The organism is Pontibacterium sinense, assembly GCF_015209595.1.
GTDB classification, from domain to species: domain Bacteria; phylum Pseudomonadota; class Gammaproteobacteria; order Pseudomonadales; family Balneatricaceae; genus Pontibacterium; species Pontibacterium sinense.
Map to the genome: position 1 here is coordinate 42,216 of NZ_JADEYS010000018.1, position 26,746 is coordinate 68,961.

Consider the following 26,746-nt stretch of genomic DNA (forward strand, 5'->3'; position numbering starts at 1 on the left):
AACCCGCTTAGGGTTGCTGCCGGACGAGTGTCGCCCCACGTAGCACCAAAGGTTTCAATGAGATTTGGTGCTCATCAAGCGCAGTGACGTTCACAACCCGCTCACCTCTGGTGTTTTGAACAACTGGAATCTCTGCGAGATCCTTTCCGCGCATGGCTGCCAGTAGCATCTCGGCCGAGGTTTCACCCTGCTCCTGACCTGTTTTCACAACCGCGGCCCAAGCCCCCTGCTCTACCTGGTATCGATTACCGCCGAGCAGAGCTCCATCGTAGGACGCATCCAACCGCTTCAATATTTCGTTATTGGAGAGCGGCTCGTTATTCTCATCAACAATACCCTCAAGGCTGTCAACGAATAGGGCATCACACGCTTGCCCCATCTCATCACTCACACTGTTTAATTCAGTCGTGGATTTAATGAGATAGAAATCATGTACGTTAACCGGATAAGCCTTCCGTTCCGCCATCACTTGGGTTTGCAGCGCCCTTCCGGAAGGCACATCGTTTGTTAAAAAACACGCATTTTGTATCTTCGGCATTAATTGCTTGGCGAATGCGAGTGATTCGTGAACGTGAGCCCGCTCCAATATCCCGGAGATATGACTGTTTGGATAGCCATATTTATCAGCGTTGGAATTAACACCAGCAAACATAATTGGCGTACTGACTTTGTCCTTTAAAGACGGAACAATAAACATCGATTGAGCATTATCATCAACGGCAATAACGCCGTCCGGCTGCAAATTTTGATAGGTGCTGTAAGCCTGCTTTGCTTTCGCAGGACCGTTCTTCGGATCGACCTTCGTATCCATATAGAAATATGTTGCTGCAGCATGTTCGCCCAAAGCAGATTCAATACCCGCTTTGATCTCTTTGCACCAAGGGTTTTGCTCTTCGTAACTCATGACAACAAGCACGTCATATGGGTCCTCTTCAGCGGCCTGAACCGAGCAGGCAAGTACCGCACCCATTAAAGCTGATGACAGATAGCGCTTCATTTTCCCCTCCATACTGCATTCTGACAGGCTATTAGGGAAACACTACATAGTTAATATCAGTTCAACAACCATGAACGTTCTCTATATGCCAAAAGAATTAATGTGGCTCCAACGTAACGTGGTTTAATTCGTTACGCATATGCATCAATGATCTTTTTAAGCCTGTTGACCGCCGTTAGAATCTGTTCTTCGCTATATCCCGCAAACCCCAAAATCAGCCCCTTTATTGGCGCTTGGGCGATAAAATAGCGAGACAAGTCTCGAATGCCTAACCCTTGCTCCTCGCAACGATTCCTTATATCGCTATCACTCCAATGTTGCGGAATAAGATAGACCGAATGCATACCGCCATCGCTTTCTATCAACTCAAAATAGTCGCCGAACTTATCCTTTACCAGTGTATGGAGGTAATTACGCCGCTGCTGATAGAGCTTGCGCATGCGTCGGACATGGCTGGCAAACTGACCATTAGCCATAAACTCCGCCAATGCCAACTGCGGCAGGATAGAGTTTCCACCTTCCATATACGTTTTTGCGCGCTTAGCCATCTCAAGCAAAGGCTGAGGTACAACCATGTATCCCAAGCGGATACCAGGATGCAGGATACGGCTGAAGGTGCCGGTATAGATCACAACATCTTCACCTCCCAACCCTTGCAACGAGGTCAGAGGAGGATGGTCAAATCGAAATTCGCTGTCGTAGTCATCCTCAATAAGCCAGCTACCGCTCTGCTGTGCCCATTGCAGCAGCTGTAGCCTCCGCTCAAGGCTAAGCGTATAACCAAGAGGATGGTTACGTGATGGAGTCACCATGACAACACGCGCATCAGGAGCTTGTGCTAAGCCATCCTCCAAACGGATACCTTGTTCATCGACGGGTACGGGAATTTTTACGGCACCGGCAGCTAACACCGCCCCATCCACCCCCTGGTAACAAGGATCTTCCGTCAATACAGTCTCTCCCTGATCCACCAGCAAACGTAATGCCAGAAACATCGCTTGCTGAGACCCAGAACAGACCATGATCTGCTCTGCATTGCACTTCACACCCCGGACCACGCGCAGGTAACTGGCGATTTGCTCTCGTAATAAGAGGTTACCCATGACTGAATTCTGCTGGTGTTTCATTTGCCTGCCCGCACGCGCAACGGCACGTTGCCACTGATGCCACGGGAAGCTCGCAATACACGGCTGTGCAGGCAACAACAAGGCTCCCTGGGGCGTTTGGTTGGGCGGTCTGACGTCTGTCAGCTGGCTCGCTAATGCTGATAGCTTGGGGCTTGCCTGTGGCATCGTCCCTTTTGAATCAAGCTGATTCGATCCTCTGAGTTCCGGTAGGTCCGTCGCCACAAAACTGCCCGCTCCTTGTCGGGTTTCTACATACCCTTCCGAGTGCAGCATTTCGTAGGCCGCTTTGACGGTATTGCGTGAAATACCCAACTCTGCGCATAACGGACGACTCGCCGGAAGCTTGGTACCGGGATGTAGATGACCCGCAATGATTGCTTGCTGAAACGCACGAAACAGGCGTGCGTATTGCGGCAATGCTGAATCACCTTCATGGAATGGTAAGAACAATGCCGTGGGAAACTGAATATCGCTCAAAGTGGGCCTGTGAACTTTCTGATAATGGATCTCTTCAGGCCCCAATTTAGCCTTTAATCTAGACCCATCGCAAGCTTGAACATGACATAGGAGAAGGAACGCAGTGAAGCCCATCGACATCACAGACAGAACACGCGTAAGACGAGGCCCCAAGAAAGCGTGTTATAACCGTGAAACAATCTACTCGATTCTAGATGAAGCATATGTCTGCCATCTGGGGGCCACCATGCATGGTACTGCGGCCGTTCAGCCCAATTTTCACTGGCGTATTGGTGACCGCTTATATATTCACGGTTCCATCAAAAATGGACTATTTCAGTCAATCATCCGAGGTGAAACGACCTGCATTACGGTAACGCTGCTGGATGGATTGGTATTTGCCAAATCGGCATTTCATCACTCGGCCAACTTTCGGTCCGTGATGCTTTATGGAAAAGGCGATGTCGTGGAAGAGTCTGAACATAAGCGGTTTGCGCTGGACCAGATGCTTGAGAAATTCAGTAGAGGGCGGTCAGAAGAAGCCCGTAAACCGAACGATACTGAAATGAAGGCGACGGTGGTCATCAGCTTTCCTATTGAAGAGGTATCCGCAAAAATCCGTACCGGTGGACCCATTGATGATGCGGAAGATGCTGACTATCCAACGTGGAGTGGTATAAAGCCCGTATCAACCCATATCGGTGATCTCCAACCCGACTAGCCCTATCCCAGCGTCGAAGTCGCATTGTTTCGGCCTGCGACCACATGAATACAGTGCAATATCCGCCGCGAGTTGCACTGCTCCGCCAACACGCAATTATCATCACTGTGGGGAACTGACCTATAGTGATAGATGCCTGATTCAGTCATCTACCCTAGAAAGCAGACGACTACGACAAAACTAATCCAGTGCCTTGTGTCTATCTGTATGGCGTCGCTTTCTGGCCGAATAACCTGCCCGTCCTTTGCGGGTGTCAGAACAACACCCTCCAAGTGACGGCAGAATCAACTAATAATGGAGGTGAGTTATGTCACTCCGAATAGGCGACGATGCGCCTGACTTTACCACTGAAACAACCGAAGGACGCATCAATTTTCACGAATGGATAGGAGATAGCTGGGCAATCCTCTTCTCACACCCCAAAGACTTCACACCTGTATGTACAACGGAGCTGGGGTATATGGCGAAGCTGAAGCCTGAATTTGAAAAGCGTAACTGCAAAACCATAGGGTTGAGCATTGATCCGGTCAGTGACCACAATGCATGGCTCAGTGATATCGCAGAAACTCAGGGACACGCCGTAAACTACCCCTTGATCGGCGATCCGGATCTGGTCATTGCTAAGCTCTACGATATGATCCACCCAAACGCCAGTGGCAGCCAACCACGGACTGCTGTCGATAATGCAACGATTCGCTCGGTGTTTATGATCGGTCCGGACAAAAAGATAAAAGCGACCCTCACCTATCCAATGAGTACCGGACGAAATTTTGATGAAGTACTGCGCTTATTGGATTCCTGTCAGTTAACCGCAACGCATAAAGTGGCAACACCTGTGAATTGGAAACAGGGAGAAGACGTGATTATCGTGCCTGCTGTATCTAATGATGAAGCCAAGGAACGGTTCCCGGATGGCTGGAAAGCACCTAAACCTTACCTCCGGATTGTGCCACAACCTAAATAGATGCCTTTGAAACATAGTGGCTAGCGATCCTATCAAGACAGCCCAGGGAGTCATTCAGCTTCCTGGGCTGCATTACAGCTTAACGTGTAGAAGGGTTATAAATGTGCTCGATATTGTGACTAAACGTATCGCGATATTTATCTTCATCCATTCCCTGATCAGCAAACGCCAGACCTGCACTCATTCCGAGTACTGCCACAACGGCTAAGAATAACGACTTCATAGTGAACTCCTGAAGACCACAGGGTGTGGTCACGATGTATGTTCTAAGACTATTGCCGCATACATTTGTTCTGAACAAGGTACCAAGTTCGTTCTAAAGTAGTAATTTCACGCACAAATTCTCGCTCTGTTCTCTTTCGGTACAGTTAGATTTTCTACACTAGAACGCCCCATTCAATGCCTTGCCCTGCTACTTTTCGAATCAGCCTCTGTGTAAAATCACACGATCTAACACAATTCACACGGACGATGGCATTCAGCACCGATAAAGCAAAATAAAGCTAAGCTGCTATTTAATACAATGTGTCTTATGGCCTGAATTCCGGCAACAAGGAGTTACTATGAAAAAAGCACTAATCTGGTTACCTCTCGCAACGGCACTGAGCTTGCCGTTTGCTCACACTGCCACCGCAGGTTTTGGGGATTTCGTCAAAGGCCTGGAAGAAACCAGTAAAGAAGTGCTGGATAGCAGTCTGAGCGGCGGCGATTCAAGCAGTGTACTACCCACTAATCTGGATACCGACACCCTAATCCAAGGCCTAAAAGAAGCACTGGAGGTCGGAAGTCGTCGCGCAATTGATAGCATCAGTCAGGATGGCGGTTACCTCAACAATGCGAATATCCGCGTGCCGATGCCTGCACCGCTGGACAAAGCAGCATCACTTCTAAACCGCATGGGTATGGAAAAACAGGTTGAGCAGTTCGAACAGAGCATGAACCGCGCGGCTGAAAAAGCAGCGCCACATGCGACGGAGCTTATCGTTGGTGCACTGAAAGAGATGACGATCGAAGATGCCAAGCGTATCTATGAAGGTTCTGATAGCGCAGCAACCGAGTACTTTCGCGAGAAAACCTCCGCCCGCCTGACTGAGCTATTTAAACCCAGTATTGCTGAATCAATGGGCGAAGTGGGTGTAACTCGCTACTATGGCGCGGTCGCTGAAGAAGCTAAACAACTGCCCTATGTTGGCAACAACCTTAATATCAACTTAGAAGACCACGTAACTGAAAAAGCGCTGGATGGATTGTTCACGGTACTCGCGGAAGAAGAGAAAAAGATTCGAGAGAATCCTGCTGCCCGCACCACTGATCTGCTGAAGAAAGTGTTTCAGTAAACGCTGCACATTTGAACGTTTGACCGCTCTTCTGTCGACATAGATTGGCAATAGAGCGGTCATGTATCTCCAGCTCCGCCGATTTTCGTGTTCCGCCCCCCGCTTTCTGTTTAACAACGCTATCCGCAGAAACCTCTCAAAGGATCAATACTACCCCATAAGATAACGGTATAAATTTATACTTTAAAAAACCAGGGTTCCATTACAGATGAATAACCCCGGCTTTTTCGGCCCTGCCATCAACGTTACCCTTCCGCAGCGTGATCCAGTGCCTCAGTTTGTTTTGCCGCTTTAGTTTTCTTTTGCTCCGAAGAAACCACTTTCGGTGTTGGAATATCCTTTACACTTTTTAGCAGCTCCATAAAATCGGTGCGACTGTTCAGGATCATCTCCGCAGCAGTATCCGCCTGTGCTTCACTCAGGCCCGTGGCGATGAGTTTGTCCGCCATCTCATACATAACATCGGTACGCTTATCGATGATGTTTGCCAGCTTAGAATCCATGTACTCTCCTACTACCTTGCCGTTCCTGTCGATCACGCGGTATACAATTTCAATGGCCATCTGGCGCCTCCTGACTTTTTGAAAGGATCAAAACACGAATACTGGCTAAATATACAGTATTTTTTAATTTGTGCAATTGGCGATCAACTTCGACTCTCCGCCACACCCATTACAGGTTTCACAAGGCTATGATCTATTTACAAATCTTTTACAAAGTTCGAAGCTTTATCTGACTTTTCCATCGGGCCGCTGACATAAAGTGATGACATCAACTCCACAAGGACACCGGTTATGAATATTCGATTTGTCTCACTCAGCACGCTTCTACTGCCACTTGTGGCTATTGTCCTGAGTCTTTCTACCGCACAGGCACGTGAGATTACGCTGACGACCAACCTGGCAACACCGGTCATGGCGGCAGACGAAACTCACAAAACCTTTATCAAAATATCGTTGGAAGGCTTTAAGCAGGAACAACACGAAGAGCGTATCCCTGCCAACATCGCCATTGTGCTCGACAAGTCAGGCTCGATGAATGGCGATAAGATTCAACAGGCGAGGAAAGCTGCCATCATGGCTATCAAGCGATTGAACGCACAGGACATAGTGTCAGTGGTGAGTTACGACTCCCGTGTTCAGGTCGTGGTGCCGGCGACCAAGGTCAGCGATAAACATCAGATCGCTAACGCCATTCGTAATATTCGCGCAAACGGCAACACCGCCCTGTTTGCCGGTGTAAGCAAAGGCGCACAAGAACTGCGCAAGTTTCTTGACCACAACAAAGTCAATCGCGTCATTCTGCTTTCTGACGGTTTAGCGAACGTGGGCCCCAGCAGTGCGAATGAACTCGGAAAACTAGGGTTGTCTCTGGCCAAAGAAGGCATGAGTGTCACAACGATTGGCCTGGGTCTGGGTTACAACGAAGACCTGATGACTCAGCTTGCGGGGTTCAGCGACGGTAACCATGCTTTTGTTGAAAATGCAGAAGATCTGGCACAAGTTTTTCAATACGAGTTTGGTGATGTGCTGTCTGTTGTCGCGCAGGGCGTGAATATCAACATTCACTGCAAAAACGGCATCAAGCCCCTGCGCATTCTGGGTCGAGAGGCGGAGATACGAGGAAATCGCATCACAACGCGCATGAATCAGCTCTATAGTGAACAGGAAAAATTTATCATTTTGGAAGTTGAGGTCCCTGCGCGTGGCGTAACTAATGATCTGGAGGTTGCCGAGGTCGATGTAAGCTACACCAACCTGTATAGCCAGCAAGCTCAATCCTTGAAAAACCGGGTTCTCGCAAGCTTCAGCCAATCAGACAAACAGATTCAGGAAGCGGTAGACGTCAAAACCTACGAAGCGGCTGCAGAACAGGTCGCAAATGAGGAGAGCCGCAAAGCGATCCAGCTACGTGATCAGGGGGATATAGAAGGTGCACGATCTGTCCTTAAGAGCAGCGCGACCTATCTTGATACGCTAGGCCAGAGTCTGTCATCACCTAAACTGCTTGAACAGAAAGCCGAAGCGCTACAGGATGCTGAAGAGTTAGAAAACGATCAGGACTGGAACAAAAAACGTAAAGAGCTGAAAGAACGTCAGTACAAGCGCGCCACACAACAGAGCTACTGATCTAACCACCATCAGGGACAGAGATTATTTTGAAAACCAAAACACCGATCCTGCTAGCTTGCCTGATTATCGTGCCTGTTTTACTGCTGGCATGGTTCGGTGTTCGCCTGCAACACAACCAGCAACAGCTGGTAACACTGCAACTTGGTTCACTGATTGAATCCCAGCTCTCCGATGTTGACCAACAACTAATCGATCACTTCTCTCGCCTGCAAACCGCACTGGATGCAGAACTCGACACACTTATTCAAGACAACAGCAGTGTTTACCGTACATCAACGCTTAATACACTTATTGCACGCAGTCCGCAGATCTCGCATATTTTTGTGCTAAACCCCTCAGGTGAACGCGAATACCCATCACCCTCCGCTGACCTCACGCAGAGCGAACAGCGTTTCCTGCGTAAGACAGCAGACCTGCTCAATAACCCTGCTCTTTTTGCAGATACACCTGAGGATATTCATGTTGAACCTGTGATCAGCGCCACTCAAAACGCACCCGCACAGTATTTACGAAGTGAACCGATTCCCGCCCAGAAACGGCAACAACCACTCGAAATTACAGCACGCTCCAGTCGCTCCGTCGTTTATGATGGAGGTGTTGCCAGCGATAAAGTCGCATCAGATATGTTTATTGCTGAAACCGAATTAGCGGCACACGATAGAGCCCCTGCTATTGCACCTGAAGACCCGATAACCACGTCCGGCTGGATAGCATGGTATGCCGATACCGAGCTACAACACATCTACTGGCGTCGAAGCGCACAAGGCGTGGTTATTGGCTTCGCTCTCAACAGCGCGCGCCTCACATCCGATTTGATCGCGGCACTGCCCGCGAGCCAGCAGACTGAGTTGGGTAACGATCCGTTACGCAACGCAGAGATTCGCTTGATCAACAGCCGTGGTGAACAGATATACGCGTGGGGACACCTGGATGAAGCCATCCGTGATGCCATAGCCAAACCCCAGAAAATATTGCCTCTGAGTCATCCACTCGGTAGCTGGCGCTTGGAATATGTTGCACCAAAAATCACTGCTAACAGCGATAGCTGGATGGGTATCAGTCTGGTCATGGTAACAACGCTGTTGGGCCTGTCGCTGATCGCTTGGTTGGTCTATCGCGAGCATCAACGTGATATGCGCATGGCGCAGCAGCGGGTGAATTTCGTTAATCAGGTCTCCCACGAACTGAAAACACCACTAACGAACGTGCGCATGTATGCCGAGATGCTGGAACATAACCTGCCGGACGAGCCCGAATCGGACCGGGCGCAGCGTTACATCAGCGTTATCAGCAACGAAAGCCTCCGCCTATCCCGCCTGATTGATAACGTGCTGAGCTTTTCTCGCGTTGGGCGTGGCACTTATAAAATCAACCCAACACCCGGTTTACTTTCAGAGTGTATCAATACTGTCATTGAGAATTTTATACCGGCCCTCTCTCAGCGTGGCTTGTCTGTTCGCTACGACACACAAGACGATCCGCACGTGAACTTTGACTGTGGCGCGTTGGAGCAAATTCTTAACAACTTACTCAGCAATTGTGAAAAATACGCCTCCAATAGCGGCGAGATAACCATCACCAGCTGGATGGATGGGCATTTCATCCGCATCCGATTAAGTGACAAGGGTCCCGGCATTAGCAAGGCGGATCACAGCCAGGTATTTTCGCCCTTCTATCGCTGCAGCAATCAATTGACTGATGGTGTAACCGGTACGGGGATTGGATTGGGTTTAGCCCGTGAACTTGCGCGCAGTCATGGAGGTGACCTGATTCTCGAAACCAGCACCACAGGCGCAAGTTTTCTGATTTCACTGAACATTGACTCGTCTGCCTCAACCCACGCACCTGGAGACACACAATGAATGTCCTGATCGCCGAAGACGATATGAATATTCGTCTGGGCCTGAAAGACCTGCTCGAAGCTGAAGGCTATCACTGTACCGAAGCGGAAGACGGCGAAGTCGCATTGGAGCAATATCACGCTATTAAGCCTGACTTGATCTTGCTGGATATCATGATGCCAAAACAGGACGGTTACAGTGTATGTCGACAGATTCGACAGGATGACGTATTGGTGCCAGTGATTTTCATCACCGCAAAATCGGAAGAGATCGATCAGGTCGTAGGTCTGGAGCTCGGGGCAGATGACTACATCAAAAAACCGTTTGGTACACGTGAAGTGATCGCTCGAATTCGTGCGGTGACCCGGCGGGCGCTCGCCAATCAAAACACCCATCCAAACAACGCTCCAAACAACGATGCCCGTTCATTTGAAATGGCAGACCTGCACGTATTTCCCGATGAGCTACGCGCACAGCGTAATAACACCGTGATTGAACTAAGCCTGCGGGATCTGAAAATTCTTCAGTTGCTGCACACTGAGCAAGGCAAAGTTGTAGATCGGGATACGATTTTTAATCACTGCTGGGGACGTGATTATATGCCGAGCAGCCGTACGCTGGACCAGCATATCTCCAAGTTGCGCAAGAGCATTGAAGTGGACCCGCGTCATCCGCAGATTGTGCGGACAGTACACGGACTGGGATACCGTTACGACGGATAACTCAACACATAGCTAACTGAATACGCGTCAATCCTCAGCCTCAGGTTGGCGCACCACGATAGTAATGCCAAAGGAACAGCGAACCGACACTGCGCCAGGGCGCCCAATGCGCAACCAGATCGCGGGCCTGTTTCGGCGTTGGTTTTTGTTCCAGACCTTTCAACCGCCCCAAGGCGATCAAGATCGCCAGATCATCTGCCGGGAAAATGTCCTGCCGATGTAACGAGAACATCAAATAGATCTCAGCACTCCAGCGGCCAAATCCCCGCAATGAAGTAATCGATTCGATTGCTTCCGCGTCACTCAAGTTCACCAGACCTTCCGCGTCAAACCTGCCGGCCAATTGTGCCTCAGCCAACCCCTTTGCGTACTCAATTTTACGGAACGACATGCCAGCATCACGCAGCGTCTGGTCCTCAACCGCAAGCACCCCTTGAGCAGAGAGTTCCGGTAAGGTCGATTCTACCCTGCCTCGAATTGCATTAGCGGCTTCTGTTGAAACTTGCTGTCCAATAATAATCGATAAAAATGCACCGAAACCGGTCGGACGCACCCGCGCCGCAGGCGGCCCCAACAGCTCGAACGCTTTCGCAACATCTGCATCAATATTGGCCAATGCAGTCATGCCTTTCAGAATCTGCTTGTCATCCATCTCAAGATCTCAACGGCTGATATCAGTGCGGATACACCAGCATAGCCTGAAACGTCATATTGATCAGCGTAAAACGAGCACCGGTAGGGCTTGAATCCTCCTCCCTCACACTCATTCGATCAATCACCACCCGTACCCGCCAGTCCTCTCCTTGCTGCTCTAGAACAAGCTCACGTTTCGAGTGGCTCGGGTTACGGATCACTTCGGCTGCAACGAACGCCAGTAAATCAAACGAAACCGTTTTAATAGCGGGCAATTCAAAACTAAGAAGTTCGTTTTGATAACGGGCTGATAACGGTGCTGTTGCCGCAAACGTATGGGTCCATGGATTTTTCTCAACACACCGCGTATCACCACAATACAGAGTAACCCGTGGTGTGATCTGCTGAAATCCAGTGATATCCCGCACCCTGTTTGCATCTGAACTAGTCAGGCTAAACACTCTGTCACCCCCTATTCCCTGAGTCTCGTACTCACTGATCAGCTCAATTCCCATCGTCTCGGCAAACGTCTGTACGCGTGCAGGGTTTTCGCGCTCAGATTCGGGTAACCATGTATTAATTTCGTCCAACCTGCCTCGTTTGCGCAGATAGCGGAGAATTGAACTTATACTTTTCTGATGCTCAAACCTCAGAGTATCTGGCGCCTGAACTAATTCGCCATCCTCCAGCATGCCATACTGTTGGAGCAGCATCTCCAAACGCCCAATCTGGCTATTGACCGATAGGTTCGTTGCACTCAACGGTCCGACTGACGCAACAATCAGCAGTAACGCCAGCGATAGAAACAAGTTTTTGAGTGCAGGCTTAAACAGCGCATACGCCACGGCAAGGCCACCGAGCCAAATCACCGACACGGCTACGAAATAACGCGACTCAGTGACGCCGTATTGATCTACACGCTGGTACAACGCTAAAGCTTGTACCACAACGGGAATGATCAGTGCGGGGAAAAAATAACGCTGAAATAATCGTACGAAAAGCCCACCCTGCTGCCTTAATGGCCAGCCAAAAGTGATGCGTTATCGGAGGGCCCGGCTACCAAAGGATGTTTCTTGCGGACACTGATCTTCTCTATACCACTAGTGAGAAGTAAATAGCCACCCACCGCAAACGCCAATACAAATAACGTTAAAAACAAGGAACCAAAAAACCAAAGAATGGATTCAGTCGCCGCGTAGATGATAAAGCCGCCTAGCCCATTACTGAACGCATAGATCCCCCCGCAAAGAACCATCAGGGCACTGGCTAAGTTGGTAAAAATGGTAAGTGAACTTGCGATTGAAACGCTGCGATCACAGCGTTGGCAGGTAAAACGTAACCCGTGTTCACGGCCCGGGCCTTCATACTGTTCGGCCTCTTTGGCTGTCACGATCATTTGACCATCACATTGGCTACAGGCTCGGACCCATTTGGAATCATGTTCACTAACAGGTAGATCAATCAGGCCACTTTCGAGTGTTTTATCATCTCTATCCATGATTCAGCCCGACATCAGTCTCAATTGATTGAACTTCACGTTAGCACAGCGCCCAACATTTAGTGAAGATAATACTCACACTAAAACTGAGCGTATTGATTATTCAAGCGACTGACATGCACCACCCTGCACAGGAGCGAGATAAACAGTGACCTTTTCATCCAGCCCTGCTGATCGAGGCCGAATTCCGTAGAACAGGTCTGGCATTTTGTTGTAGTCGAGTTGCAAATCACCTTCGCAAATCTGACCATCGCCGTTTATATCTACCGTCCATATCAGGTAAACACCCGCATCGTGATCACTCAAAATGCGATCTGAACCATGATATTGCTGCAACGCTTGCTCCAAGTCCTCACCCGTAAAGGCCACGTGGTACTCGGTATCACTTTGCAAGCGATTAACATACGCGTCTTTGAGTACAACCGCGGACACGTCCGCCAGCCTATGATCATAAGCGTAGATACGCACGCGTAGACGTGCGTCAACGGGAGAGTTTAAAGAGGAGGTATTCGCGACCTGGTAATTAAACTGGTAAAGGGTGTCCGGCGAAAATTCGGATTGCGCGAACACCCAGGATGAAGATATCAATGATATGAAAACCGCAACCATTCGGGCGGCAGTCAGAAGTTCCAAAATTCGTGAACGTATATACATCCCTGACTTCCTCCGAACTCTAACTGCTGGCTGTTGCACTAACCGTGAACAACGATTCAAAACGCTGACGTTTCAGGCGCGGTGTTAATCCAGTTACTTACGTTTCCAATTGCCGTTTTTTAACTGAATGTACTGGCCTTGTGGTGTACGATCTTGCAAACGCTGCCCCATCCGCAATTCAAACACTTTACGTTCGACACCCGCACTTGCCGCACTTTTCTGGTAGGCCGCTTTACGTTTCTGATTGATATCGGACACTAAGCGGGACAGATCCGCCGAAGGCTTAGAGACAACAATGCCAATGTATCCGTTGGCGCGCTCGCCTATCAGCCCCTGCGCCTTAGCGTCATCTTTAGAAATAGCCCACGCCTGCGAGGCAACCAGTGTTAACGCCAGCGTAATCGCTGTCAAAACCTGTTGTATACGACGATACATAGAAATACCTCTAGCTCCTTAAAAGATATCGCTTTGCTCATTCAGCAGCGAATCAATCTCTTTATCCACTTTTACGAGAATCTCATGTTCTATTTTCACATTGAGATTAATCGTAATGGGCTCACTTGGAACCGCCACCTCCACTCTTGGAGAACAGGCCGTTACGCCCATCGCTGCCACGAGAACCAGTATCGGCGGCATGCTTGCTGTCAGTTTCATCATCACACCTCGGTTATACGCGTCCTTTCTTCTCAGCAAAGCTAGATGCTGAGATTAGTCACGGTAACGTTTTTCCAACTTTTCCGTCAATTCATCTGCAAACTGCAATGTACGGATCAAATCTGGAATGTTCTCCTCCACGTTGATAGTAAAATCAACCGGATGCCCCTTATTCCAATCAGGGTTATGCCCTTTCAGACGGGTGTTCAACAGAGCAGTACCGTCCGGTGCATAGTTCAACTTTATCTCCAGTGTATCGTACTGGAAATTCTCAAGCGCCCCCAGCGCCATCGCCAATCCCTGGTTGGCAGCGGCATATGCTGCGACAGAGCCATCCGGTTGAAATCTGATCGCCCCACCCGGTGCATCGGCAATCAAACGACCATCACTGATGCGTAACCCATCGTTATCAAACATGATAGGAAATTGGCCGTTGAGCCGTCCCTCTCCACTCAGGCCTTCCTGCTGCTCCAGTTTAAGTATCTCCGCCATATCTAACTGTTGCAGATCCACAGAGGTCATCACATTCAGTGGTACCAACGCTGTTTCAAATCCGTTGATCCGAATATCACCACCTAACAGCGAAGCCGTCACGGGCGACATTTTAATCGTGCCTTCACCGCTTGGCTCACGCATAAAACGGTACTCCGTATTCAACGAATTCACTTCTACGCCGCTGAAAATACGCGAGATTTTTAGCGTCCCGCGATCATTGAGCCATCCGTTTTCGTTGTAACGGCCGCTAGAGCGCCATACAACATTGTTCAGTTCCGTTTTATTCCAGGTCAGATCAGCCCGATTGACCGCATTCCAATAGTTAACATGCATTTTTGTATCGCGAATTTTAGCCTCACCATTATGCAACAGCCTTCCACCCTTCAACGTCAGTTCTGCTGGAACGACTGAGACATAATTACGCAATTGCTTCTCTAACCCAGCAATATCTACCGCCTTCAAGGTCCACTGTATGACGCTACTCATACGACCCAGATCTGTAGAGGATCGCCCAGCGACTCTCAGTGGGAGCTCACGTGTATTCAGATCAAACGTTGTGCTCAGCACCTGTGGATCGACATCAAAATCCGTCTTGATTGAAATGTCAGGCAGACGCTGATCCGGCACGTTCAAGCTCAAACGGGCAATACTTATCGATCCCTTGTATTGATGTTGAACCAGATCGGCTGAATCGACACTGAACTGTACCGGGCTGAAAACTGCACGATGCTTACCCATGGATACTGGTGAAAGCGACAGCTCGCCAGAAATCGGTAAATTGGTCAGAGCTATTCCGTCACGCTTCATCTCGGTATTGAAGTCAATCGGACGCGTTAGTGTCACCCTAGCCTGTTTCATTCGAACATCCGCGAGTTGTGGTTTCATAACCGTCACCGTGTTGCCTTTATCCAGATTGCCTACGACATGCTTATCCGACACATGAACCGTACCGCTCAAATTCAGCGCAACATTCGATAATAATGGCGACATACCTTTTAGGGTTGCCTGGGTATTAAAGCGATGCTCGGACTCCAACTGAGAGAGCATCGTATCAGGAGATAGCGCGGCCTGAAGCGGGAGACTAAATATACCTTGCGTACTGACAGACCCGGAGAGCACGGGGAGCTCCATGTCAGGCAAAAAGCGATGCAACCACTGCCCTAGTCCCTGCAAATCGATAAGCTGGTTCGCGTTCAGCACCACGGCATCTTCGGCTTTGAGGTTGCCATCTATTACGATAAAGGGCGTATCCTGCTGTAATAACCGCAGGTTAAAATGATTATCCGCCCTGAGCTCGAGATCCCCCCATCCAAGATCCAGCCCTTCACGGTAGAACCGCAGGCGACTGTACAACTGCTCGGATTCAACCAACAATGCACCTTTCAACGACCAGTCCGGCTGTCCGGCGGGATAATCCAGATCCACGTCCAACTCGCCCACACGAACCTGATCGGCCGGTATCGCAGCAAACCAAACGGCCGGAAGAAACGACGCCAGATCCAGATACACATCCGGTTTATTCGGCTGTTGTGCAGCCACATGATCTTTTAGACGCACACTTAGATGAGATGCGGGCAGCTCGATCAGGTCAACTTTTTGTGTCGCCCACACTTTTAGCGGAGAAAACCGGATTAGAATGGCACCGGTTTCCAGTAACAGGTCTGCACTGTCCGTTGCTTTGGAAGCCGTGAATTGGCGTACACGCAACTCATTCCATTCCGGGCGCTCAATATCCAGCGTAATACCTGTAAAACCCTGTGCCGTTAACCATTGCGCTGCACCCCACTGCACCATATATGGCGTAGCGGCGTACGCCGTCATAAGTAACAGTAATGGAATGATTGCAAGCGCAATCAGGCTTATGTACAAACGCCGCATCAGTCCTCCGGACATTCCTTTATTCCCTGACAGTAGCTATAGCAGCAGACCCGTAATCACGCATATTGTTCAACTGAAATATCAGTTTGAACGAGCGCACTGCCTCACGCCATCATCACTTTTCTGCGAGAGCGAAACAAGCGGTCAAATAGTGCTCATTTTCGTTGTGTATTCGCTTGGGAAAGCCCTGCTGAAACGCCCGTACTACGAGGTGTTGTAAAAAATCTACACTGATCTCCGACTTTAGATATAGGCCCTATTCCCTGCTGCAGTGCGGCATAGAGGTCGATTTATTATCCTTTGGTGCAACAATTCAACATACAAATGTCATGATTTTTTCTGTATACTACATCGCGAAAAATTATAACCAACGAGTTTAAATCCGACGAAGTTCGGATAAGGGACAAAGGCGACCACAAGTCACCTTACACGAAGCCTATGGCCATTCCAGAGCTATATACACTTGGGGATTAGAATGACTACACCAGAGCAAACCATTTACTACACGCTGACTGACGAAGCTCCAGCGCTGGCAACTGCTTCTCTGCTGCCAATCGTCCGCACTTTTACATCTGCAGCGGGTATCGACGTTAAAATTACTGACATCTCCCTGGCAGGCCGTATCTTGTCCGCATTTCCTGAAAACCTGGCTGACGATCAGCAGGTACAGGATGGTCTGGCCTTCTTGGGCAACCTGACTCAGGACCCTAAAGCTAACATCGTTAAGCTGCCAAACATCAGTGCTTCTATCCCTCAGCTGAAAGCATGTGTTGCTGAACTTCAGGCTCAGGGCTACAACGTCCCTGATTTCCCAGAAGCGCCTGAAACTGCTGCTGAAGAAGAGATCAAAGCACGCTACTCTAAAATTCTGGGTTCTGCTGTAAACCCTGTACTGCGTGAAGGTAACTCTGACCGTCGTGCACCGGGCGCAGTAAAAGCCTTCGCACGTAAGTTCCCACACTCCATGGGCAAATGGAGCAAAGCTTCCCGTACTCACGCTGACTACATGCGCGGCGGTGATTTCTTCTCCAGCGAACAGTCCATCACAATGGAAGAAGCTGGCGATGTGCGCATTGAATTCATTGATGCTGCAGGCAACGTTGAAGTTAAGAAAGAACTGAGCCTGGAAAAAGGTGAGATTCTGGACAGCATGCGCATGAGTGCTAAAGCACTGCGCGAGTTCTTCGAAGAGAGCATGAACGACGCTAAAGAAACCGGCGTCATGTGGTCCCTGCACGTTAAAGCGACCATGATGAAGGTTTCCCACCCGATTGTATTCGGCCACGCAGTAACTGTCTTCTACAAAGAACTGTTCGAGCAGTACGGTGAACTGTTTGACAAGCTGGGTGTAAACCCGAACAACGGTATCGGCAGCGTATACGACAAGATTGCTAGCCTGCCTCGCTCACAGCGTGAAGAGATCGAAGAAGCGATCCACGCATGCCACGAGCACCGTCCAGAAATGGCAATGGTTGATTCCGTTAAAGGTATCACCAACCTGCACGTTCCTTCCGACGTAATCGTTGATGCATCTATGCCTGCAATGATCCGTAACGGCGGTAAGATGTGGGGTCCTGATGGCAAGCCAAAAGATACTAAAGCGGTAATGCCTGAGTCCACATACGCACGTATCTATCAGGAAATGATCAACTACTGCAAGACTAACGGTGCGTTTGATCCGACTACGATCGGTACTGTACCTAACGTTGGTCTGATGGCTAAGAAAGCTGAAGAATACGGTTCTCACGACAAGACTTACGAAACTGAGCCTGGCGTGATGCGCGTTGTTGCAGCAGACGGTACTGTTCTGATGCAGCACGACGTTGAAAAAGGCGATATCTGGCGCGCATGTCAGACCAAAGACGAGCCTGTACGTGACTGGGTTAAACTGGCTGTGACTCGTGCCCGTCAGTCTGATACTCCAGCTGTATTCTGGCTGGATTACAAACGTGCACACGATGCTGAACTGATCAAGAAGGTTAACGAATACCTGAAAGATCACAACACCGATGGTCTGGAAATTTACATCAAGACCTACAACCAGGCGATCCGTTACAGCATGGACCGCATGTTCCGCGGCAACGATACTATCTCTGTAACTGGTAACGTACTGCGTGACTACCTGACTGACCTGTTCCCAATCATCGAACTGGGCACATCTGCGAAAATGCTGTCTATCGTTCCAATGCTGAAAGGCGGCGGTATGTACGAAACAGGTGCTGGTGGTTCAGCGCCTAAACACGTACAGCAGGTTGAAGAAGAAAACCACCTGCGTTGGGACTCTCTGGGTGAATTCCTGGCTCTGGCCGTATCTCTGGAAGATATGGGCATCAAGAACGACAACCCACGCGCAGCTATTCTGGCTAAAACCCTGGATGCAGCAACAGGTAAACTGCTGGAAGAGAACAAATCTCCTTCCCGTAAAACCGGTGAGCTGGATAACCGTGGTAGCCACTTCTACCTAGGTCTGTACTGGGCACAGGAAGTATCGGCTCAAACTGAAGATGCTGAACTGGCTGCACAGTTTGCTCCGCTGGCAAAAGCACTGGCAGACAACGAAGAACAGATCGTTGCTGAACTGGCTGCTGCACAGGGCACACCTGCTGCACTGGACGGTTACTACCACGCTAAGCGCGAAACCGTTAAGAAAGTGATGCGTCCAAGTGAAACACTGAACGCTGCACTGGCTGCTGCTAACAAGTAAGCACTGCTAGGCAATCACTAAACGTCTACTGAAGACGATAAAAGCCCGGAGTAGGAAACTACTCCGGGCTTTTTGTTAATCGAGTTTGCTCTGGCCGACAGCCTGGCTTAAATCCGATTCAGATGTCGCAATAATATCTTCCGCCCGCACATAAGAGCGCTCTTCCGGCATAGGATGCAGCTTATCCATTGCCACTGACAATCCATGATCCGATACAATTTTCACATGATGCCTACGTAACAGCCGCGGCTCTTTTACCCCACACGAATGCGCAATCAGGCCAACGCCATAACTGATGTACTTATGGTAATGCGCTACACGGTTCGCTTTATCCGCAGGATCAAGCCCTTGCTGTAAGCGCGGATTATGGGTGGTAATGCCGGTAGGACAAGTATCTTTGTTACATTGCATCGCCTGAATACAGCCCAGCGAAAACATAAAGCCTCGTGCCGAGGTAACAAAGTCAGCACCGGTCGCCAGCGCCCAAGCAACCTTGGATGGGACAATCAACTTACCCGATGCGATGATCTTGATCCGTTTTTTAAGCCCACGCTCAACCAACATATCAACCAGCAACGGCAAACTTTCCTTCAGAGTCAGTCCCACATAATCCATCAAAGGCTGAGGTGCTGCCCCGGTACCGCCATCAGCACTATCAACAGTGATAAAGTCCGGCGCAACAGCCTCTCCCTTATCCAAAATCAGATCAAAGAAACGCTCCAGCCATTTCACATCACCTAATACCGCCTTAAAGCCAACTGGCTTACCCGTAACATCCCGTACCCGCTGGATCATCGACAATAAATCCTCCGGCGACCTTATATCAGGATGGCCATTAGGACTGACCGAGGCCTCTCCTTGAGGAATCCCCCTGATAGCGGCGATCTCGGCTGTGACTTTGCCTCCGGGAAGAATCCCGCCTTTTCCGGGCTTTGCCCCCTGACTCATCTTGATCTCAAACATCTTTACTTGCGGGTGGGCAGCAACCTCTCTGAGCTTTTCATTGCTAAGCAGCCCTTCCTCATCTCGAACGCCATATTTTGCCGTACCAATTTGAAAGACCAGGTCACAACCTCCCTCCAGATGATAAGGACTGAGACCTCCCTCCCCGGTATTCATCCAGCACCCAGCCCGTGAAGCTCCCATTGCAAGAGCCTGAACAGCAGGTTTAGAAATTGCGCCATAACTCATGCCGGAAATATTGAACAGGGAATGGGTGGTGTACGGGTGTTTACAGTAAGGCCCAATTGTCACATCACTGATCGGCACCGCATCTTCTTCCAGGGTCGGAAACGCGCAGTTCATAAAAAGAATCGAACCCGGAGGCTCCAGATTGCGGGTCGAACCAAACGCGATCATACGCTCGACATTCTTAGCCGCCCTATACACCCAGCTGCGTTCCGCACGGTTAAATGGCATCTCCTCCCTGTCCATTGCGAAAAAGTATTGGCGAAAGAATTCACCCTGCTTTTCAAACAGGTAACGAAATCGACCGATTACTGGATAGTTGCGGCGAATAGCCTGCTTGGTCTGCGTTACATCTCTGATGTAGAGGTAGACAATAAACAACACCCCTAATCCGAGCGCAAAGATAAACAGGGCTGACATGAACTGCAGCCCGAGCATGACCCAGGTTCCCATCTGTCTTCTCCTCACGTATATCCCGCTAAGCGGAATCATAGAACGGTGGAAAAAGTATCCGAGTTGCTTAAAGTTTATTCAACAAGCATAGACGGTCGGAAAAAGAAAAGCCGGGATGCAGATCACACCCCGGCAAACAGGAGAACTTTTGAAAGGAAATAGTGACGCTTAATGCAACTTCATTTTTGGCTTAACCGCATTACTGATCTTCTGTGCCAACATCACCGCTGAGGCTCTGATCCAGCCATGAATGGCGATTTGATGCATCCGGTACAACGATATATATACGATCCGGGCGATACGGCCTTCGATGAACATTGAACCCTTGGTGAGATTACCCATCAAGCTACCGACCGTACTGTATTTACTCAGGTTCACCAATGAGCCGTGATCTTTATAGATATAGCTTTTTAGCGGTTTACCTTGCTCTGCCAACTGAATATTTCGGTACACCAACGAAGCCATCTGATGTGCAGATTGCGCGCGGGGTGGCACCCAAGTACCATCAGGCTGTTCACACGCGCAGCAATCACCAATCACGTACACATCATCGTCAACCGCACTTTGCAGCGTCGGTTTAACAATAATCTGACCACCGCGACCGGTTTCAAACGCATCCATTTTCTGTACGAAATCAGGAGCCTTAACGCCTGCGGCCCACACCATCAAATCGGCGTCAATACGCTGCTCTTCATTGGCGATAAAACCCTGCTCGTCAGCGCGAATAACACGCGTATCTTCCAGTATTGTCACGCCGAGTTTCGCCAGCTCACGCTTAGCCGACAACGCAATACGCACAGGTAACGCAGGTAATATCCGCGGACCGGCTTCAATCAGGGTGATTTTCAGACGTTTAGCCGACATATCGGGCATACCATACATCTTCATCAAATCAGCAACATGATATAGCTCGGCTGCGAGCTCGACGCCTGTTGCACCACCCCCAACGATTGCAAGCTTAAGTGTGCCATCCGTAGACTGCTGATTGAGTCGCAAGAACTGGTTCAGCAATGCTCGGTGAAAACGCTCAGCCTGCAGGTGAGAATCCAGAAAGAAACTGTGATCTGCAACACCCGGCGTACCAAAGTCGTTACTCACACTACCAACAGCCATCACGAGCTGATCGTACGCAAGTTCACGCGCTGGCAATACCTCTTTGCCCTGCTCGTCATGCAACGCATCCAAACTGATGACCTTACAGGTACGGTCGATACCGGTCATTGTACCCAGCTGAAATTGATAACCGTGAATACTGGAATGCGCACGATAAACCACACCGTCGGTGTTGATATCGAGTGAACCCGTCGCGACTTCGTGCAACAGAGGTTTCCATATGTGGTTTCGGTTGCGATCAACCAGTATGATCTTCGCTTTGTTCTTTTTGCCGTACCTGTGGCCCAGTCTTGTTGCCAGTTCCAGCCCGCCGGCGCCGCCTCCTACAATTACGATGGTTTTCATTACACATTCCTCAAAGTAGTTTCAGGCCAACACTCCGTAAAGCGCTGGCCTGACTCCCCTTGAGGCTATATTCGCAAGCGACCAGATAGGTAACTTCACCACGTTAGTCGCTTTGTTCTGCCTTGAGAATACCTCATGAGACCAGTACAAACATAAACTTTAGTTGTAATTAATCGTTGCGTTTATGTAACCAATAGAAGGTAAAACAAACCGACAAGGCACAAAAAAGGCCCCTTAAAGAGGCCTTCTTAACAAGCGAAATACTCTGATCAGACTTTATATTTACTCAGTAAAGCCTGAAGATCATTTGAAAGCACAGACAGCTCCCGACTGGATTGAGCTATCTGCTGCGCTCCATCATCTGTTTCTTGGGAGACTTCATTGATTGCCACCAGCGAACGGTTAATCTCCTCAGCAACACTCGTTTGCTCCTCAGAAGCCGACGCTATCTGAATATTCATGTTGGTGATTCGTTCTACTGCTGCAGCGATTTCATGCAATACGCCACCCGCTTCTGACGCTTTCTGTCCTGCACTTTCTGCCTGAGAGGTACTGGTTTCCATAGCGCTCATCGCATGGCGTGAGCCGCTCTGCAAGTGTTCAATGGCGCCTCGAATCTCTTCTGTAGAGGTACGCGTACGCTGCGCAAGTGTCCGAACTTCGTCAGCAACAACCGCGAACCCACGACCCTGCTCACCCGCTCTCGCGGCCTCTATCGCAGCATTCAGTGCCAGCAGGTTGGTCTGTTCTGCAATATCGGTAATAACGTCAACGACCGATCCGATATTTTCACTGTCGCTATCCAATGCACTGATGCGTTCAGATACCTGCCGAACTTCGCCAACCAACGTATTGGTCGTATCCATTGCGTCATCGACAACCTCATTTCCGCTCACAGCTTGCTCCGTCGTTTTCTGTGCTTCGCGGTTTGCGCTTTCGGCCTGAGTCGCAACTTCCTGTGCAGAAGACACCATCTCATTCATCGCACTCGCAACCTGCTCAATCTCCAGGCGCTGAGCACTGATGCTTTGAGTTGTTTGACCGCTGATAGAGGTAAGTTGATCCGCGGCGGCCGCCATCGTTGTGGTTGCACCACTGATCTGACCAATCAGATGACGCATAGACTGAATAGTGATGTTGAAACTCTTCGCCATGCTGCCAATTTCATCTTCACGCTCCACTGCCACTTCCGTGGTAAGGTCGGCATCTTTGACGATATGCTCCATCGTGCTGCGCAAGTTATCGAGTGGCTTTCGTACCGAGTTATATACAGCAAAACTCAGGAAACTGAGCACCACAATCACCGCCAATGCCAAACCAACCAGCAGGATCAATGCATTCTCATAAGCATCTGCAAGTTCGCGCTGTTCTTTTTCGACCATACGCAACTGCAAGTTAACTAATGCGGTTATCTTATCGCTGATCGGGTCTATGTCTTTGTATAGAGGGCCATCGTAATCACTAAGACGGGAAGTGACTTTATTGCTGATTTTGCTAAGCAAATTGAGCTTATTCTCGACGCGATCAATAGCCTGGTTGGCTTTCAGGAATAGCGATTCGGCTTCATCTGCCAACTTCAGCTCTTCGCCTTGGAGATTCAGTGAACGATACGCCTGCCATTTTTCATCGATCTCTATCCGCGCTTTCTGTATCCCCTTTACCGCTTCAGTAGAGGTGATCAAACCGGAGTTCGCCTTATTAACCGCATCCACCACGAGAACGGCATAATCATCTGCGATAGTTTTTAAGTTTTCGAGAGGCACAACGCGTTGGTTGTATATACGGTCAACCCCTTCATTAGCCGCCTTCAACTGAACTAACGCAGTGAACACCAGTGCGATTAGCCCAAGAACAGGCAGAATAGAGGTCATCAGAAGTTTTGCACGAATTGAAAGATTGCTTATCAGCATAGGGATATCCAATGAGTTCTTATTGGTACTGCGTCCCTTAGTTGTTACTTACGTAACAAATTTCACATACGGAGAGGATCTTTAGCTACTACCCGTCGCGACTTCGCGTCCTGCGCCAGAGCCAATGTGTTATCTTATTTTTATTTAGTATGTTTAAACTTTCTATCGCTGACCCACAGCGAATACCGACATTTCAAGCCAGCAATACGATCAGGCTGTATTGCTTATTACCGTCTTCTGCTCTTTGTTACTCGACATCTGCTTCGCCCCCTACAACACCCTCTTCTAACCCCACGGGCATTGCTGTCGGAAGGTAGATACGAAAACAGGTTCCACAATTAATCTCACTTTCCACATCGATGCGACCACCATGCTGTTCAATGATGCTATACGAAATGGACAGACCTAAACCGGTACCTTCACCCACATCCTTGGTGGTATAGAATGGATCAAATATACGCGCCAGACTCGCTTTCGGGATTCCACATCCGGTATCTGAAATAGATACAAGAATGCCATCTTCAACAGGCTCAGTTTTGAGCGTTATTGTCCCAAAATTATCGATTGCCTGACTGGCATTGACCAGCATATTCATCCAGACCTGATTGAGCCTTCCTGCCTGACAGTTAACTAAAGGAAGCGGCTGAAGATCCGTGACGATCTCGGCTTTATACTTTAGTTCGTTCATGACCATCTTCAAGGTTAACTCAAGTCCTGAGTTGATATCGGCCGCTTCACGAATTCCTTTATCCTGACGTGAAAAAGAACGTAACGCAGCCACAATATCCCGAATGCGCTCTAAGCCTGCGTCATTATCGTCTAACAAGCTGGCCATATCTTCCCGTAGAAACCCGATGTCCAGATCTCGCCATAAGTCACGAAAACCTGAGAGACATTGCTTGAGCTGGTCTCCGGTTGGCTCTTCCGTACTATCGACCCATCGCTCCATCATAGAGAGCAGTTGACTAATATCATCAACATACTGACGTAACGTCGACGAGTTACTGAAGATAAACCCCATGGGGTTATTGATTTCATGGGCCACACCTGCAGCTAACTGGCCAATAGACGCCATTTTTTCGGCGTGAACCAGTTCCGATTCGGCCTTTTCTTTCGCCTGACGTAACTGTTGGTTCTCCAGTTGCAGTAGCTTTGCCCTAACGCTTGTCATCGTTTGAGCCACCAGCGCGGAAAACCTTTCGACCAGACTCTTATCGCTGTTGCTAAACCCCCCAATCTCACGACTGGTCAGCACGAGCACTGCGGTAGAATCCTGCAATTCCACCGGACTATAAAGTGCTGATCCTACCTCGTTTTTCAGCGATTCAGGCTGAGATTGCCATTCAGGAAGCTTATCAATACGGAATGTAGCCAGCGTACTGCCTTGAAGAATCCGACTAAATAACGCATCGATCCGCCATTCGCTGGAGAGGAAAACCCCGTCAGAACAAGCTGTACAACACATCCATCCAGGCTTTGACGGCTCAAGGACAAAACAATAGTTACATGGCAGCAGTTGGCGAAAAACATCGAACATCTGCGCAAACATCTCACCGGGAGCGTCCGATTTCAGTACTGCCTGCATTCCACCAAGCAGCAACTCACTCTCCTGATGATGACGCTCAGCCTGAGCTTTCAGACGTGTCGTTTCGAGTAGCGATTCACGCAGCTGTTCAATTGTTTCCATTTATTCTTTCGCTCCAAACACAACGGCTGAGATCATAAGGTTGCCATGACGATTTGTGCTATCCAGAAAACATCCCTGCTCTCCAAAGGTAAACGTCCCCAAGAACGGTTGCGGGAATTCGGCACCAATGCTGGTAACGACCTCTGGCATACGATCAGCCACCGTTAACATGCAGCCCGCGCAATACACGATCAGGGCACCCTGAGGTGCGTGCCTATCCGGCAACAGTTGCTTGGCGGTCTCCACCACTCGCCCTGCACGGCTGATCAGGCTATCGAGACTTCCGCGCATAAGATGGAGACGTTCACCCTCACAGACTTCGGTAAATAGCTGTAATCCACGTTGAGGGCTTAGCTCGGCAGGATGGCTCAGCAAATACTCAGAACAGCCTTCAGTTTCGTTGACTAAACGTCCCAGAGGATTCACCGTACTCTGCATCAAAACGCTACCACCTTCAGGCACATCATTCAGCAGCCCGTGAGTCCATTCGTTATAAACATCCGCAGCCGGTTTTCCGTCCAATGCCAGTAAGTGCCGCCCCTCCGCATGGGTCACAACCGCGCTGATATTTTCAGGGGTATAACCACTTGAAAAGCTATACCCAATACTTCCTGACGGAAACATCACCGCAACGACGATCCGATCACGATGCAACTCCCCTGCTACATATTGACACCAGTCGCCTGCGATCTGATTATCTGCCACACTGCCGCCAATGATCGGTACAGAACCGCCTATTAGCTCGACCATGCCCTCAATCACCTCCTCCTCTCTTCCGGGGGGCAGAATGCACCAGATGAGATCCGGGGTTTCCCAAGAACGCTCCGCATCGTCTAACGCACGCTCTAGCGCATCATAGCCCGCCTTTTTGGGATCATTCTCCAAAGCAGCAGCACCTACACCATAAGCACCCTCCTCGTCGTACAGCGCAAACAAACCAAGCCCTGCACTATCAGAGGGTGTAACACCTGTTTCGGTCATAATCCCCTGGCAAGAACTGCCTGCCACTAACGTTGGGCAACGCTGAGAGAGCAGTTCGAGGGCGTCCTCAGAGAACATTCTGCAATTACCTGACAAAATCGCCAGACTGGGATATGTATCGGAAGGAAGCGCGGTTAAGAGTTCATCTACCGCAGCATATGGATCGGAGTTTAGTGCACTGTTCGTAATAATTTGCATCGGCGCTGTCCCTAAAAATCCCTTTTAGCCTACACGCATGACCTACGGCTAATGTGAC

At 49.5% G+C, this 26,746-nt stretch carries 23 protein-coding genes; 7 read left to right on the plus strand and 16 right to left on the minus strand.

Annotated features, from left to right (window positions below):
• Positions 1–7 precede the first annotated feature (7 nt).
• Together IOQ59_RS16085 and pdxR are read right to left on the minus strand one after the other, a co-directional pair.
• On the minus strand, positions 8–997 hold the full coding sequence (locus tag IOQ59_RS16085; protein ID WP_193954477.1) for an ABC transporter substrate-binding protein: 990 nt from the start codon (positions 995–997) through the stop codon (positions 8–10).
• Positions 998–1,128: 131 nt separating this feature from the next.
• The gene (pdxR, locus tag IOQ59_RS16090; protein ID WP_228050959.1) at positions 1,129–2,601 is read right to left on the minus strand and encodes a MocR-like pyridoxine biosynthesis transcription factor PdxR; all 1,473 of its coding nucleotides are present in this window, start codon (positions 2,599–2,601) and stop codon (positions 1,129–1,131) included.
• A 103-nt stretch (positions 2,602–2,704) separates the two neighbouring features.
• Between pdxR and IOQ59_RS16095 the strand changes: the two genes are divergently transcribed.
• Both IOQ59_RS16095 and IOQ59_RS16100 read left to right on the plus strand, forming a co-directional pair.
• Positions 2,705–3,301 carry a pyridoxamine 5'-phosphate oxidase family protein gene (locus tag IOQ59_RS16095; protein ID WP_193954479.1) on the plus strand — a complete coding sequence of 199 codons (597 nt, stop codon included), beginning with the start codon at positions 2,705–2,707 and terminating at the stop codon, positions 3,299–3,301.
• A 307-nt stretch (positions 3,302–3,608) separates the two neighbouring features.
• Entirely contained in the window at positions 3,609–4,265 is a 657-nt protein-coding gene (locus IOQ59_RS16100) for a peroxiredoxin (protein ID WP_193954480.1), read from the plus strand.
• A gap of 79 nt (positions 4,266–4,344) precedes the next feature.
• Here the strand turns inward: IOQ59_RS16100 and IOQ59_RS16105 are convergent, their stop codons facing one another.
• Positions 4,345–4,488 carry a hypothetical protein gene (locus IOQ59_RS16105; RefSeq protein ID WP_193954481.1) on the minus strand — a complete coding sequence of 48 codons (144 nt, stop codon included), beginning with the start codon at positions 4,486–4,488 and terminating at the stop codon, positions 4,345–4,347.
• A 340-nt stretch (positions 4,489–4,828) separates the two neighbouring features.
• Between IOQ59_RS16105 and IOQ59_RS16110 the strand changes: the two genes are divergently transcribed.
• Complete coding sequence (locus IOQ59_RS16110) at positions 4,829–5,602, plus strand: DUF4197 domain-containing protein (protein WP_193954482.1); 774 nt, start codon at positions 4,829–4,831, stop codon at positions 5,600–5,602.
• 245 nt (positions 5,603–5,847) lie between these two features.
• Here IOQ59_RS16110 and IOQ59_RS16115 read toward each other — a convergent pair whose 3' ends face one another.
• A complete protein-coding gene (locus tag IOQ59_RS16115; protein ID WP_193954483.1) occupies positions 5,848–6,165 on the minus strand; it encodes a YebG family protein in 318 nt (105 codons plus the stop codon).
• Positions 6,166–6,396: 231 nt separating this feature from the next.
• Here IOQ59_RS16115 and IOQ59_RS16120 point away from each other — a divergent pair, with 231 nt between their 5' ends.
• Genes IOQ59_RS16120 through IOQ59_RS16130 form a run of 3 tightly spaced genes read left to right on the plus strand, consistent with a single transcriptional unit; the run spans position 6,397 to position 10,297 of the window.
• Positions 6,397–7,731 (plus strand): vWA domain-containing protein, encoded by a 1,335-nt coding sequence (locus IOQ59_RS16120; RefSeq protein WP_193954484.1) that lies wholly within the window; start codon positions 6,397–6,399, stop codon positions 7,729–7,731.
• A 29-nt stretch (positions 7,732–7,760) separates the two neighbouring features.
• The gene (locus IOQ59_RS16125; RefSeq protein WP_193954485.1) at positions 7,761–9,596 is read left to right on the plus strand and encodes a sensor histidine kinase; all 1,836 of its coding nucleotides are present in this window, start codon (positions 7,761–7,763) and stop codon (positions 9,594–9,596) included.
• Complete coding sequence (locus IOQ59_RS16130) at positions 9,593–10,297, plus strand: response regulator transcription factor (RefSeq protein WP_193954486.1); 705 nt, start codon at positions 9,593–9,595, stop codon at positions 10,295–10,297. The genes IOQ59_RS16125 and IOQ59_RS16130 overlap by 4 nt, the downstream gene beginning before the upstream one ends.
• Before the next feature lie 40 nt (positions 10,298–10,337).
• On the opposite strand, the gene IOQ59_RS16135 is transcribed toward IOQ59_RS16130, so the two are convergent.
• The 7 genes from IOQ59_RS16135 to IOQ59_RS16165 form a co-directional block, all read right to left on the minus strand.
• A complete protein-coding gene (locus IOQ59_RS16135) occupies positions 10,338–10,949 on the minus strand; it encodes a DNA-3-methyladenine glycosylase family protein (protein WP_193954487.1) in 612 nt (203 codons plus the stop codon).
• 22 nt (positions 10,950–10,971) lie between these two features.
• On the minus strand, positions 10,972–11,967 hold the full coding sequence (locus tag IOQ59_RS16140) for a DUF4153 domain-containing protein (RefSeq protein ID WP_193954530.1): 996 nt from the start codon (positions 11,965–11,967) through the stop codon (positions 10,972–10,974).
• Positions 11,946–12,428: a hypothetical protein gene (locus IOQ59_RS16145; protein ID WP_193954488.1), complete on the minus strand. Its 483-nt coding sequence runs from the start codon at positions 12,426–12,428 to the stop codon at positions 11,946–11,948. The genes IOQ59_RS16140 and IOQ59_RS16145 overlap by 22 nt, the downstream gene beginning before the upstream one ends.
• 99 nt (positions 12,429–12,527) lie before the next feature.
• Positions 12,528–13,082, minus strand: coding sequence for a hypothetical protein (locus IOQ59_RS16150; protein ID WP_193954489.1), 555 nt, complete (start codon positions 13,080–13,082; stop codon positions 12,528–12,530).
• Positions 13,083–13,175: 93 nt separating this feature from the next.
• A complete protein-coding gene (locus tag IOQ59_RS16155; protein WP_193954490.1) occupies positions 13,176–13,517 on the minus strand; it encodes a YdbL family probable chaperone protein in 342 nt (113 codons plus the stop codon).
• Between the two features lie 18 nt (positions 13,518–13,535).
• The gene (locus IOQ59_RS16160; RefSeq protein ID WP_193954491.1) at positions 13,536–13,736 is read right to left on the minus strand and encodes a YnbE family lipoprotein; all 201 of its coding nucleotides are present in this window, start codon (positions 13,734–13,736) and stop codon (positions 13,536–13,538) included.
• Between the two features lie 54 nt (positions 13,737–13,790).
• Positions 13,791–16,124 carry an intermembrane phospholipid transport YdbH family protein gene (locus IOQ59_RS16165; RefSeq protein ID WP_193954492.1) on the minus strand — a complete coding sequence of 778 codons (2,334 nt, stop codon included), beginning with the start codon at positions 16,122–16,124 and terminating at the stop codon, positions 13,791–13,793.
• Positions 16,125–16,584: 460 nt separating this feature from the next.
• On the opposite strand from IOQ59_RS16165, the gene IOQ59_RS16170 reads away from it, so the two are divergent.
• The gene (locus IOQ59_RS16170) at positions 16,585–18,813 is read left to right on the plus strand and encodes an NADP-dependent isocitrate dehydrogenase (RefSeq protein WP_193954493.1); all 2,229 of its coding nucleotides are present in this window, start codon (positions 16,585–16,587) and stop codon (positions 18,811–18,813) included.
• A gap of 75 nt (positions 18,814–18,888) precedes the next feature.
• Here the strand turns inward: IOQ59_RS16170 and IOQ59_RS16175 are convergent, their stop codons facing one another.
• The 5 genes from IOQ59_RS16175 to IOQ59_RS16195 all read right to left on the minus strand — a co-directional run bounded on the left by IOQ59_RS16175 (position 18,889) and on the right by IOQ59_RS16195 (position 26,688).
• On the minus strand, positions 18,889–20,454 hold the full coding sequence (locus IOQ59_RS16175) for an FMN-binding glutamate synthase family protein (protein WP_193954494.1): 1,566 nt from the start codon (positions 20,452–20,454) through the stop codon (positions 18,889–18,891).
• Positions 20,455–20,622: 168 nt separating this feature from the next.
• The gene (locus tag IOQ59_RS16180; protein ID WP_193954495.1) at positions 20,623–21,912 is read right to left on the minus strand and encodes an NAD(P)/FAD-dependent oxidoreductase; all 1,290 of its coding nucleotides are present in this window, start codon (positions 21,910–21,912) and stop codon (positions 20,623–20,625) included.
• 269 nt (positions 21,913–22,181) lie between these two features.
• Positions 22,182–23,822, minus strand: a complete 1,641-nt coding sequence (locus tag IOQ59_RS16185) for a methyl-accepting chemotaxis protein (protein WP_193954496.1) — start codon at positions 23,820–23,822, stop codon at positions 22,182–22,184.
• Between the two features lie 247 nt (positions 23,823–24,069).
• Positions 24,070–25,509 carry a sensor histidine kinase gene (locus IOQ59_RS21480; protein ID WP_193954497.1) on the minus strand — a complete coding sequence of 480 codons (1,440 nt, stop codon included), beginning with the start codon at positions 25,507–25,509 and terminating at the stop codon, positions 24,070–24,072.
• A complete protein-coding gene (locus IOQ59_RS16195) occupies positions 25,510–26,688 on the minus strand; it encodes an FIST signal transduction protein (RefSeq protein WP_193954498.1) in 1,179 nt (392 codons plus the stop codon).
• Positions 26,689–26,746: the final 58 nt, after the last annotated feature.